The sequence below is a fragment of the Gilliamella sp. CG16 genome, assembly GCF_046635785.1.
Taxonomy (GTDB): domain Bacteria; phylum Pseudomonadota; class Gammaproteobacteria; order Enterobacterales; family Orbaceae; genus Gilliamella; species Gilliamella apicola_I.
The window spans coordinates 57,180-71,069 of record NZ_JBIDFL010000004.1; the positions used below are offsets into that span (position 1 = coordinate 57,180).

The 13,890-nt window shown below is 32.5% G+C and carries 8 protein-coding genes; 2 read left to right on the plus strand and 6 right to left on the minus strand.

Features of this window, described 5'->3' with window-relative positions; genetic code table 11:
- Window positions 1–5: 5 nt before the first annotated feature.
- From ppk1 to ACGH47_RS05795, 3 genes are all read right to left on the minus strand, one after another.
- Window positions 6–2,066, minus strand: a complete 2,061-nt coding sequence (ppk1, locus tag ACGH47_RS05785) for a polyphosphate kinase 1 (RefSeq protein ID WP_267350947.1) — start codon at window positions 2,064–2,066, stop codon at window positions 6–8.
- A gap of 125 nt (window positions 2,067–2,191) precedes the next feature.
- Window positions 2,192–3,604: a pyruvate kinase PykF gene (gene pykF / locus ACGH47_RS05790; protein WP_267350949.1), complete on the minus strand. Its 1,413-nt coding sequence runs from the start codon at window positions 3,602–3,604 to the stop codon at window positions 2,192–2,194.
- Window positions 3,605–3,938: 334 nt separating this feature from the next.
- Window positions 3,939–4,358 carry an META domain-containing protein gene (locus ACGH47_RS05795; protein WP_267359761.1) on the minus strand — a complete coding sequence of 140 codons (420 nt, stop codon included), beginning with the start codon at window positions 4,356–4,358 and terminating at the stop codon, window positions 3,939–3,941.
- Window positions 4,359–4,431: 73 nt separating this feature from the next.
- Here ACGH47_RS05795 and hrpA point away from each other — a divergent pair, with 73 nt between their 5' ends.
- Window positions 4,432–8,313: an ATP-dependent RNA helicase HrpA gene (hrpA, locus tag ACGH47_RS05800; RefSeq protein WP_411622950.1), complete on the plus strand. Its 3,882-nt coding sequence runs from the start codon at window positions 4,432–4,434 to the stop codon at window positions 8,311–8,313.
- Between the two features lie 46 nt (window positions 8,314–8,359).
- Here hrpA and ACGH47_RS05805 read toward each other — a convergent pair whose 3' ends face one another.
- Window positions 8,360–9,418, minus strand: a complete 1,059-nt coding sequence (locus tag ACGH47_RS05805; RefSeq protein WP_411589832.1) for a YdgH/BhsA/McbA-like domain containing protein — start codon at window positions 9,416–9,418, stop codon at window positions 8,360–8,362.
- 63 nt (window positions 9,419–9,481) lie between these two features.
- Window positions 9,482–10,111 (minus strand): helix-turn-helix domain-containing protein, encoded by a 630-nt coding sequence (locus ACGH47_RS05810; protein ID WP_218837296.1) that lies wholly within the window; start codon window positions 10,109–10,111, stop codon window positions 9,482–9,484.
- A 1,111-nt stretch (window positions 10,112–11,222) separates the two neighbouring features.
- Between ACGH47_RS05810 and ACGH47_RS05815 the strand changes: the two genes are divergently transcribed.
- Complete coding sequence (locus ACGH47_RS05815; RefSeq protein WP_411622951.1) at window positions 11,223–11,609, plus strand: phage/plasmid replication protein; 387 nt, start codon at window positions 11,223–11,225, stop codon at window positions 11,607–11,609.
- Between the two features lie 289 nt (window positions 11,610–11,898).
- Here the strand turns inward: ACGH47_RS05815 and ACGH47_RS05820 are convergent, their stop codons facing one another.
- Window positions 11,899–13,836 (minus strand): peptidase U32 family protein, encoded by a 1,938-nt coding sequence (locus tag ACGH47_RS05820; RefSeq protein ID WP_411623037.1) that lies wholly within the window; start codon window positions 13,834–13,836, stop codon window positions 11,899–11,901.
- Between the last annotated feature and the right edge of the window lie 54 nt (window positions 13,837–13,890).

The window sequence follows — 13,890 nt, forward strand, 5'->3', positions numbered from 1 at the left end:
TATCCTTATTGTTTGGCTTCTAATTGTTTTAAATAATCATAAATAGCGTGCTGTGCTCGAATTTTTTTCTTATTACCGCGTTGAACATAATTATTCATGTTTTCTTTATCAATAATTCGTGCTTTGACATTATCATTACATTGGATATTAAAAATATCATGAATAGTTGATTTTAAGATAGGATCAAATATCTTCACACCTACTTCTATGCGGTTATCCAAATTACGTGGCATCCAGTCAGCAGAGGAGATGAAAGTATCTTTTTTACCATCATTTTCAAATATATATACCCGTGCGTGCTCTAAATATTGATCGACGATACTAGTTACATATATATTTTCACTCAGATTGGGAATTTGAGGTTCTAAAACACAGGTTCCTCGAACAATCATTCTAATTTTTACACCTTCGCATGATGCACGGTATAACTGGTCTATCATCTCTTTATCAGTGATCGCATTAAGCTTTAAATAGATGCCTGAAGGTTTTCCTGCTTTGGCATTTTGAATTTCTCTTTCAATAAATTCATGAAAACGCAAACGCGTATTTTGAGGGGAAACAAGCAAATGATTGAACGAAACTGGCTTGAATGGATTTTCAATAAAATTAAACACTTTTATTACTTCGTCTGTAATGGCTGGATCGGCGGTTAATAATGAAAAATCTGTATACACACGAGCAGTTTTTTCGTTGAAATTCCCCGATCCAATATGTGCATATCGAACAATCTTGTTTTCTTCACGACGATCAATTAAAAATAGTTTGGCATGAATTTTGAGTTTGGGTTGTGAATAGATAACTTTGATTCCACTACTAAGTAGTCTTTTTGCCCATTTAATATTTGCTTCCTCATCAAATCGAGCCTGAAGTTCAACCACTACGGTGACTTTTTTACCGTTATTAGCAGCATTAATTGCTGCATGGATAAATCGGGAGTCTTTTGCTACCCGATAGATATTCATACGGATATGGGTTACAGCCGGATCAAATGAAGCTTGTCGCATAATTTCTAATACATGCCCAAATGAATAGTAAGGGTAATAAAGAAGTACATCACGATCTTTAATCGTCGCAAACGCATTTCTAAACTTTTTAAAGCGATTATAAGCCAAACTCGGTAATCGTTTATTTAAAAGGTTTTTTCCACCAAGATCAGGAAAGTTAGCCAGATCTTTAAAATTAGGGTAACGTCCACCTGGCATGGCATCTTGTTCAGTTAATCTTAATTTGCTGATTAATAATTCAAATAATGCTTTAGGCATATCTTTTTGATAAGTAAAACGAACAGGTTGTGCCGTCAATCGCTGCTTCAATCCTTGAGACATTAATTCTAACAAACTGTCTAATTCTGTATTTAATTCATATTCTGCATCTCGATTGATATTGATTGAATATGCATTCAGTTCTGTGGCATCAAAAAAGACTTTGAAGATATCAGATAAACAATAACGAAGGATGTTATCCAAAAAGATAATTGATTTATTTTTGGTTGATACTTCTGACGGCAAAAGTACAAATCGAGGTGCGTTGTCGGTTGGTAACTCAAGCAGGGCATAACTTATCTTTTCATCACAGATAATTTCAACGGCCAAATAAGCATGATCATCTTTTAAAAATTGGATCAGTTCTGTGTGACTATCCAGTAATATTGGGGTAATGTATTGTCTTAAATTCTGTTTATAATAGTTTTTTATCCAATCTTCCTGATAAGATGAAAGTTGTCTCTCATTAATTAAGAAAATTTGATTTCTTGCCATTTCAAGTAATAATTCGTTATACAGTTGATCAAACTGGAGTTCAAGTTGTATGACTTTCTGATTAACTTGCCTTAATAATAACTTTGCGTTAGAAGTAGCGGACTGTCCTTGTTCCTGTTCAATTAATACATATTTTTTCAAATTGGCGTATTGTACTTTATAAAATTCATCGAGATTGCTGGAATAAATGCCTAAAAATCGAACACGCTCAATAAGTGGATTACTTTTGTCTGCTGCTTCTTGTAAAACACGTTGATTAAAAGCAAGCCAACTAAGTTCTTTGGGAAAATACACTTTTTCTTGTAGCATTCTTTATCTCTTAAAATACAATAATGAAATTTAATACAGGATAACTTAACTTAAAAAAAAAGCTAGCATATCGCTAGCTTTTAATTTAAATATATTAAACAATTTTTGCTTTAAAGCAACTTTACCTAAATACGGTGAACTGAAGTGGTATTCGTTGTGCCACTTGGTACTAAAGCACCAGATACCATGACAATAGTATCACCTTGTTGTAAACCACAAATTTTTACAGCTAACTCTTTACCTAAACGGTAAAAATCATCTGTTGAATTAATAGCATCAATTAAAATTGGCTCAACACCTTTTGTTAGGGCTAATTGATTAACCGTTTTTTGACTTGATGATAATGCTAAAATACGCGCTCTAGGGAAATAATGACGGACTTCACGAGCAGATTTACCACTACGAGTTGCAACAACAATTAAAGGCGCACTTAGACGTTCAGCTATTTCTACCGCACCACAACAAACAGCCGCAGTAATACGTAATTTTTCTTCTTTGGCAGTAAGCTCTAAAGAAGCAGGAATGGTAATGTCTGTACGTTTACAGATAGTCGCCATAACATTAACGGTTTCTAATGGGTATTTACCTTTAGCACTTTCGCCTGAAAGCATGACTGCATCAGTTCCGTCAATAATGGCATTTGCCACGTCACCCGCTTCAGCACGAGTAGGGCGTGGGTTTTTAATCATAGAGTCAAGCATTTGAGTTGCAGTAATAACAGGTTTAGAAGCTTTATTACATTTTTGAATCATCATTTTTTGAGCAAAAATAACTTCTTCAACCGCAATTTCCACACCTAAATCACCACGAGCAACCATGATACCGTCAGACGCTTCCAAAATTTCATCAAAATTATCTAATCCTTCTTGGTTTTCAATTTTAGAGATAATTTTAATCTCTTCACCGCCATGAGATTTCAAATGTGCGCGAATATCTTCAACATCTGAGCGTTTACGAATAAATGACGCAGCGATAAAATCAACACCTTGTTCACAACCAAAAATAAGGTCATTTTTATCTTTTTCTGCAAGTGCCGGTAATTTTATTGAAACACCAGGTAAATTAATACCTTTGTTTTCACCTAAATCACCATTATTCAATACAGTACAGATGACTTCGTTGCCTTTTATTTCTTTGACTTCCATCGCAATTAAGCCATCATCAACAAGAACGCGATTACCCACTTTGAGATCTTGAGCAAAACCTTTATATGTTACAGCTACGCGCTCAGCGTTCCCAATGACTGTTTCGTCAGTTGTGAATGTGAATGTTTGACCTGCAACTAGTGAAACGTCATTCCCACCTTCCAATTTAATTGTACGAATTTCAGGACCTTTAGTATCAAGCATAATTGCTGCTTTTAAACCTGTTTCTTGCATGACTTCACGTAGGTTTTTGATACGATTTCCATGTTCTTCATAATCACCATGGGAAAAGTTCAAACGCATTACGTTCATGCCTGCATTTAATAACTTAGCTAGCATTTCTTTTGATTCTGATTTTGGTCCAATAGTACAAACGATTTTTGTCTTTTTCATAATATTATCTACTAGTTGTTAAGGTTGAAGTTTAATTTTAAATAAACTGTTTTTAATTATGTTCACGCAAAAAAAAACCAATGCCCATGCATTGGTATGTAATAAGTTAGCAGTAACCCAAAAAGTTACTTGTATTAACTGCAATCTTTGAAAAATTAAATATTTTCATCAAAAAATATATATCCTTAAAAATCTGTGTTTATTATAGTCTTAACCACACTTTAAATAAAGTTTTTTATCAAAAAAACTAGATTATATTTGACGAAAACAAAAGAAGAATCATCCTAATTAACGAATACAAATGGCAAGATGTTCTTAACGACATTCATTGCTATTACATCAGATCTTTAAGTTGATAAATGAGTTCATTACTTTCATTTTTCAATGTCAATTGATCTTTGTTCAAGCTGACTTTTGCACCTTCTGTAATCATTTGGGTAATAATGCCATCTAACTTATCTAATTGTTCATCATTACAAAGCATCTTTGTCATACCAACGCCTGCACCTTTGATTGTTTCATTTTCTAAGGTGACTTTTGCGACAAATCGGTTACACATTTTTCCAGTAATATTCATATTTTCGCCAAACTCAAGTTCTGCAGCTTTATCTGAAGAAACATCTTGTCCATTCGCTTTTACCAATACAAAATGGTGATGTAACAAATCTTCAGCTTTAATTTTATTTGATTCTCCACATCCAGTTACTACTAAAGCTCCTACAAATAATGATGTTAATAGTAATGTCTTTTTCATCTTAACTCCTAATGATAGTTTAAATTTGTTATAATAGATTTAATTAAAATTACTTACAAATATTTTACTCTTTATGTTATCTCAACAGCAAATTAAATTTCTAGAATCAATGACTTTCTTAGACAAGCATAAAATATTGAAGCTTGCTAAGAATAATCAAGATCTAGCAAAAATCAATTTAGCGGTAACTCAAGCTGTTTCACATTATCAAGCAAGATTGACGTCTTTACCTGCACAGATTGAATATCCGTCTAATTTACCTGTGGCTGAAAAAAAATCAGAAATTTACCATGCGATTCAGCAGCACCAAGTGGTAATTATTGCAGGTGAAACTGGTTCCGGTAAAACAACACAAATTCCTAAAATCTGTTTAGAATTAGGTTTAGGTGTAAAAGGATATATTGGACATACCCAACCAAGGCGGCTTGCAGCCCGTTCTGTCGCTAATCGCATAGCGGAAGAGTTAAATACCGAAATAGGGCAGTTAGTCGGTTATAAAGTCAGATTTTCTGATCAGGTTAGTGATACCACATTGATAAAATTAATGACTGATGGCATTTTGCTGGCTGAAATTCAAAAAGATAAACTTTTATTGCAATACGATACTATCATTATCGATGAAGCTCATGAACGTAGTCTTAATATTGATTTTATTTTGGGATATCTGAAACAATTGTTACCTAAACGCCCTGATTTGAAAGTAATCATAACGTCTGCAACCATTGATGTTGAGCGATTTTCTAACCATTTTAATCATGCGCCTATTATAGAAGTATCTGGAAGAACCTATCCTGTCGAGGTACGATATCGTCCGCCAATATATGATAACGAAGATGATAAAGAGATTAACAAAAATAGTGATTTTCAACCTATCATTGATGCAATTGATGAGTTATCAAAAGAGAGTTCAGATGATATTTTAATATTTTTAACTGGTGAGCGAGAAATACGTGATTTAGCCGATACACTAAACAAGCTTGAATTACGTCATACCGATATATTACCGTTATACGCTAGGTTATCTGCTTCCGAGCAAAACCGTATTTTTCAACCACATTCTAAACGACGCATTGTGCTTGCTACCAATGTAGCGGAAACTTCATTAACCGTACCCGGAATTAAATATGTCATCGATCCTGGACTGGCAAGAATAAGTCGCTACAGTTATCGAACTAAAGTTCAACGTTTACCGATTGAACCCATATCGCAGGCTTCAGCTAATCAACGAAAAGGTCGATGTGGACGTACTTCAGATGGTATTTGTATTCGTCTTTATGATGAACAAGATTTTTTATCTCGCCCTAAATTTACCGACCCTGAAATCTTACGTACAAATCTTGCTTCTGTCATATTACAAATGACATCGTTAGGTTTGGGTGATATAGCTGCTTTTCCTTTTGTCGAGGCTCCCGATTCAAAATATATTCGTGATGGAATTCGTTTATTAGAAGAACTTGGTGCCATATTCACTAAGCATCATCAATATCATTTAACTCAAATAGGCAAAATTTTGGCACAATTACCGATTGATCCTAGATTAGCCAGAATGTTAGTTGAAGCAAGACGATTAGGTTGCACCAAAGAAGTTATGATAGTAACCGCAGCGTTGTCAATTCAAGACCCAAGAGAACGCCCTTTTGATAAACAACAGGCTTCAGATGAGAAGCACAAGCGTTTTGCAGATAAAGATTCAGATTTTATTTCTCTTATTAATTTATGGAATTATATTCAAGAGCAACAAACCCTGTTATCGGGTAATCAGTTTAGAAAGTTATGCCCGAAAGAGTATTTGAATTATCTCCGCATTCGTGAATGGCAAGACGTCTATACTCAAATTCGTCAGACCATTAAACAATTATCTTTTCCAATCAATAGTCAACCCGCAGATTATCGATCATTACATATGGCTTTATTAAGTGGTCTACTTTCACATATTGGTTTAAAAGAGATAGAAAGAAACGAATACCTTGGTGCTCGAAATATCAAGTTTGCCATTTTTCCAAATTCAGTGTTATTTAAAACTCAACCTAAATGGTGCGTTGCCAGTGAGCTTGTTGAAACCAGCCGACTATGGGGGAGAACAGTAGCTAAAATTGATGCAGAATGGATTGAACCCATAGCTAAACATTTAGTGAAATACAGCTACAGTGAACCTAGGTGGTCAAAAAAACAGGGTACTACAATTGCAAATGAAAAAGTGACATTATTTGGATTGCCTATAGTCCAAAATCGAATTGTAAATTACAGCCAGATAGATCCTGTGTTATCCCGTCACTTTTTTATAAGACATGCTTTGGTAGAAGGGGATTGGATTACTAATCATAAATTTTATAAACTAAACCAAAAGTTGATTAATGAAGTCGAAGATCTTGAACACAAATCCCGTCGTCAAGACATTTTAATCGATGATGATCAGTTATTTGATTTCTATGATCAGCGTATTGATAAATCAATTGTTTCAGCTAAACATTTTGACAATTGGTGGAAGCAAAAGCAAAAAACTTCACCTGATTTTCTCAATTTTGAAAAACAGATGTTAATTAACCAATCAGCACAATTGATTGATTTAACTCAGTTCCCTGATTATTGGTATCAAGAACAATTCAAACTGCCTCTTAATTATGAGTTTGATTTAGGTAATAACCGTGACGGTGTCACTGTTAGAATTCCTATTGATATATTGAATCAAATCAAAAATGATGGATTTGACTGGCAAGTACCTGGTTTTAGAAAAGAATTGATAGTATCCCTTATTAAATCATTACCTAAGTCTTTACGGCGCAGTTTGGTTCCTGCACCTAATTATGCTGAAGCATTCTTAAGTAGAGTAACATCGATCAAACATCCGTTACTTGAAACATTAGAGCATGAATTTCGAAAAATGACGGGGGTTCAAATTACTCATGAGGATTGGCAGTGGGATCAAGTTCCAAATTATTTAAGAATTACCTTTAGCATTATAGATAATCAAGGTAATGAAATTGCTCATGGCAAAGATCTTAATCTTTTAAAAGAGCAATTAAAAGCTAAAATACAATCAGCATTATCCTCATTGACTACTAAAAAATCAGCAAATCCAATTGAGTTAAATAACCTAACCGATTGGACATTTGGTACCCTACCGGCTATTTATGAAGAAAAACAAAAAAATTACACAGTCAAAGCATATCCAGCCATTGTAGATGATCATAAATCAGTCAGTATTAAGTTAGTCGATAATCAAATCGAGCAACAGCGATTAACTAAACTTGGTTTAAGACGTCTTCTCATGATAAATATTCCTTCACCAATCAAATATTTACATGAAAAGTTACCGAATAAATCTAAATTAGGTCTCTATTTTAACTCATTTGGTACTGTACTCGATCTTATTGATGATTGTATAGCCTGTGGCATTGACTATTTGATTGGAAAGAATAATAAACTTATTCAAACTGCTGAGCAGTATCAACAATTACTTGAATATACAAAAGCGAATATTAACCAAGTTGTGGTTGATATAGCCAAACAAGTAGAAGCCATCTTAACACTTCATTTTAATATTAATAAAAGGTTGAAAGGGCGTGTCGATTTATCTTTAGCTTTTGCCTTATCTGATATTAAAAATCAGCTTAATCATTTAGTTTATAAGGGGTTTGTTGCACAATCAGGTTACCACAGATTAAATGATATCTATCGATATTTATCCGCAATTGAAAAACGAATTGAAAAATTAATGCTTAATACGGCAAAAGATAGACAATCAATGAATATTATTGAGGAAATTCAGAATTATTATCATCACTTTTTAAGTAGCCTTTCAAAAAATCAGAAATTAGATAATCGTGTTCTTGAAATACGCTGGATGATAGAAGAGTTAAGAGTTAACTTATTTGCACAGCAGATGGGCACTCCTTATCCAATATCAGCTAAAAGAATTAAACAACAGATTGAGTTGATAAAATCAGAATTATAATAAATTAGCCTATTAGAGAAGGGCGCTAATGCGCCCAAATTAAAGATTAACGATATAAGTCAACAAACACGGTAATATTAGGGCCATTTGTATCTTGTGCAATTCTAGCAATATGATAATACTTGGCACCAGCTTCTATCGCTCTTTTACCTGCTTGATATGAAATTTCCTGATCTGTGACATAATAGCCACGGAATTTTATTGTATTGAAAGGAACCATTTTAGCTGCTGTTCCATCATTTAATTCTTGAATTTTACGACCATCCGAAAGAGTGACAGTGTAACGATTTACGCGCTGTGGTTCGCTCATAACTTCAGGTTTTTCTGAAGTAGGAGTATTAGTTTGTGCTGTTGTAATAGTCGTTGTAGTCGAATTAGTAGAAGAAGCAGTATCGATAACTTTGACTTTGTTATTAAATTTATCAGCATAAAACTTTTCATTAAATGCAGATGGTGAATAATACCCCGGCCTTTCAACCTGCATTGCGGCTTCGCCACCTTGGGCTAAAGCTAATTGTCCTGCTTCGGAATCATAAGGGATTGCATTTTCAGGTTGAAGTTTACGTTCTGGTGCATCTTTCTTAAATAAATAGGCAACAACCTGCAAATTACTTCCTAATTCTGAACGATTATCAATATAGTAAGCATAAGCACCTTTGTTTAAAGCTTCTTTTGCAATTGATTGATTAATATCATATTCACTTGGGAAATAACCACGAATTCGAACAATATCATAAGGTTCTAGGCGAATAGCTTTAGATTTAGGGTATTCGTAGACTCCACCAAATTGGCGAAAGTTGTCAGTTTTCTCTTCGGCTTTAGGTGCATTAGCTTTGTACAATTTAGCATAAACAATACGCAAAGTATCATTAGAAGGGCTGATATTTGTCGTTGTAATATAGAAAGACGCAGCACCTTCTTTGTCTGCTGCTTTAGACATAGCCAACACATAATCGCTATCAGTATAAAATGCACCTCGAACAGAAATTTGTTTGAAAGACTGCAAGTTGCTTGCTTGTTCTTCAGTTAACTGCTGAGCCGCATAAGAATACATAGGAACAAATGTAACCATAGCAGCAATAAGTGTTTTCTTTAAACTCGTCATATTCTATAAACCTTACAATTTTTAAATCGTATATTAAATATTTGTTATTTTAACATAAAAAAATCAGTTACCTAAACTTATTAGCGCATTTAAATTTTTAATGAAAATATATCTGCCTTTAACGTGTAAAATATCTTGTTCTTGTAGTTTCGACAAAATTCGGCTTACGGTTTCAATCGTTAAACCTAAATAATTTGCTATATCACTACGGCTCATAGATAACTTTATGTTTAGTGATGTGTGACCACGATTTTCATATCTTCTATAAAGAGAATATATAAAATAGGCTAGGCGTTCATCAGCCTTTTTCTGAGAATAACATAAAATTAATTTTTGATAGTTATAAATGTCATTACTTAATAACCTAAATATCATGCTTCTGACACAAGCATTTGATTCAACTAAAGACATTAGTTCTTCATAACGCAATTCACAAGCTAAAGTATTAGTAAGCGCTTTAATGTTGTTATTATATATTTTAGTTGATATAGAATCCAGTCCAACAATATCACCAGGTAGATAAAAGCCATTAATCTGTTCTTTATTGTCTGATGTTGTAACATAGGTTTTTACAGCACCAGAATGAATAATAAAAAACCGAGTAAAATCAGTGCTCTTGGATACTATGAGTTCATCTTTAGCATAAGTCTTTTTACGTTCCAAAACATTATTTAAAGTATTATTTAATAACATTGGTAGACATAAAGAGCCTATACTGCATAATTCGCAAGGAACTGAATAACTTTTTGATCGTATATTCTTATTGGTAGTTTGCATAATAAATTAATCATTAATCCAAGTTCAGTTCTAGCCAAGAGTAACATATTTTTATGATAAAACAACAATTGGCCAATTCATATAGTTTAAATTATTAATCAACAAAACGTTCATTTAGTTTAAATTAACAGAAGGCAAGCATTAAAATAAGCATAATAATGAAAAGTATTAATAGGTGTTGGCAATTATATACTAAAGATAATCGATTTTATATTATGATATTGACTATCACTCTAAAAGGTTAAATTACGGTTTGATCTGATAGTTAAAGAACTTTTAATCAATTTTGAATTGAAAGTAGGGTTTAGCAAAAAGGAGATATAACTTAAAATCATTTTAAGTTCGTAATAATGATTGTATTTAACATAATATACATTATCCAAATCTTATCCAATTGATTAAAAACAATAAAACCTAAATTTTTTTTCATTCATATGGCTACTTAATGTTCATGAAGAATAGGGCGTTATATAAGATTTATAAGTAGAAAATTAAATCTAGTTCAATGATTTATAATTACGAATTTAAGTTAATTTTTTTAAAATTCACTTATTAATAATAATTATTAATTTATTATAGAATACCCAACTGGCTAAATACAATCCGTTAAATCATAAAAAATAAGCCTTTATGTTTACCATCAAAAAAGACAAGTACAATAAATATCATGATAACAGCCAAAATAATTCTAAATTTTCTTTTTTTAAAAAGTTTTTCAATCTTGTTATTTAGATAAGTTCTATCAACATAACTCATACATAATATCAAAATAACCAATAAAATAGCTATTGGAACAGCTAAAACCATATCATTATTAATTGTCATATTTTTGTTTAACTCATTATCTATATCTAACTATAAATGCAATTACCCGGAATCCTTTTTCTTAAAAATAATTGAAACGGTTATCGTAAAATCACTGTCAAAATTACCAAACCTCAAAACGATTTAATCAAAATCCTAATCCTAATCCTAAATAATAATGTAACATTTATTATCTAGAACGCATAACAAAATTTATACAGATATGTTTTCACATTATTGGGGATTATCAAACTATAAACGATTAAATGAATTACATGATGAATTTTTAAAACTGGCGGTTAATGCGATGGATTTTGAAACTATCAGCGAACAATTAATAAGGTGTGGCGTAGTAGAAACCACACGTTCAGCAAATACTACTGCAATGTATGCGATTCAATGGGCGCATGGACAAACATTTGATTTTAACAAATCACAGGTTCAAATACACAGAGCACGTTTGAGAAAAATCGGCATTGATATAGCACAGCGTTGCAATCTGGCAAAATTCAGCCCGATTTCAGTTCGAGAAATTCGACAGGTGACGGTATCTGATTGTCCAATTCCTGATTGGTACAAAATGCCACAGATATTTAAATTAGCGTCATAAATTGGTTAGCTGAATGATGAAAATTCACGTACGTTTATCGTGGTGCGGATAATGTATATTATGTTAAATAATATTTATTGTTTAGGAATCCATAAATTCTGTTATTTTATCTGATGATAATACTATTTATTGCCTTACTGAGTTATAACCTATTCCTAATTAACATCAACATTCATACTTTAGCATTTAATATTTTTTGCCAAAATTTCTAAAGTTGAATGTTTATTTGTAACCAAAAATTATTTGAAATAAATGTATTGAAATTTGAATGAACCAAAACCAAAGCATTTTATTTAGATATGAAAATAATTTCGCTTCCTGACAATGGCATTTTTAAAACATGATTTTTAATTTTACCCCAAACTTGCATTTCACATGCTTTACAGTTAAATTTCAAAATGAGCTCTTCATTATTATTTTGTATTAATTTCATTGGTGTGACTTTTGTTTTGACACCTTGAATACCTTTAGCTTGTTTCGGACATAAATTGAACGCAAATCGCAAACAGTGTTTTGTTATCATCAAAGGAACATCATCTTTAATTTCATGTGCTTCATATGCGCTTTCTATTAATTGAACACCATGTTGTTTATAAAACTCACGGGCTTTATGATTATAGACATTAGCTAAATAAGTTAATTGATTATCGGGATAAATTGGTTTTGGATTAGTTTCAGGCTTACGCTTATTGGTTTGGTAGCTTGCTAACCTTGCTGAAGTTAATTTTTCAATAATGTCTCGTCTTAATTGATTAAGTTGACTGCTGGGAATAAAATAAATTATCGATAAATCGATAATAAGCTCAGACAAATAATAAATAGTTTGCCCAAGTTTAGATAGATTATCTTGAATATTCTTTAACGCTTTATCTGTTTGATTCGCCAGATCAAATTGACCAATCAGATCTAATTCGACACAAATACCCTCCTCACTTTTGGCTTTCAACTGAATTCCATTATCGATATTAGACAACACAAACGAAACACCAATACGACGATCGCTTGAATCTTTGAGTAAGTTTTGTTGCCATAAATGATCTAAATTACGATTAACAATAAAAGGCAATTTGATGGTATTAAGCGATTTAGGAATTTCATTAGGATAAACCCGATATTGATTAGCACCTAATTTATCGACTTTATCTGCTCGAAATCCAAACACTTCTCGTTTAATGAGGACATTTAGACCATCACCATTAGTTAACATTTTTTCAGATTTAATATCAATATACTGAGCGGTTACATTAGTTATTTCACCAATTTGTAATCCAATAAATTTTGGCGACTCAAAAGCACCAATGTCAGGTTTTCGACCAGTAACAAAATAGTCTGTATTACCACGGTTAAATGTTCGTGTTGGATCTGGTGTAAAAAAGTATTCTGTTTTGCCACTAGAAGCAGCCGTTAAATTCGATGAATTTGAAAGGATGTTATCCAATTTTTGTCGATAATGTGCAGTAATATTTTTTACATAAGTTAAATCTTTATAACGCCCTTCTATCTTAAACGATCTTACACCAGCTTGGATTAGCGATTCTAAATTATCTGATTGATAATTGTCTTTCATCGATAACAAATGCTTTTCGTAAGCAACAACACGTCCTTGATCATCTTTTAAAGTAAAAGGCAATCGGCAAGCTTGTGAGCAATCTCCACGATTAGCACTACGTCCAGTTTGCGCATGTGAAATATAGCATTGCCCGGAAAAAGCGACACATAACGCACCATGAATAAAAAACTCTATTTTTGCATCTATTTGATTAAAAATAGTTGTAATTTCATTTAAGTTTAATTCACGTGCTAAGACAATTTGCGAAAAACCAACATCGGATAAAAACTTTGCCTTTTCTGGTGTTCGAATATCCATCTGAGTACTGGCATGTAAATCGATGGGTGGAATATCTAAATTTAAAATACCCATATCTTGCACGATTAACGCATCAACGCCAGCATGATAGAATTGCCAAATTAATTGTCTTGCAGATTCTAATTCATTATCATGAAGAATCGTATTTAACGTAACAAAAACTTTAGCGTAATAACGATGTGCAAATTCAACTAATTTTGCAATATCACTAACCGAATTTCCTGCATTATGACGAGCGCCAAAACTAGGTCCGCCTATATATACCGCATCTGCACCATGTAAAATTGCCTGCATCGCAATTTCAATATTTTTTGCAGGACTTAGTAATTCTAATTGGTTTTTATTCTGATATTGATCCATCTGTGACATCGTTTATTCTCAAAAATACTTCAAATTTTAGTGTTTTAATTTATT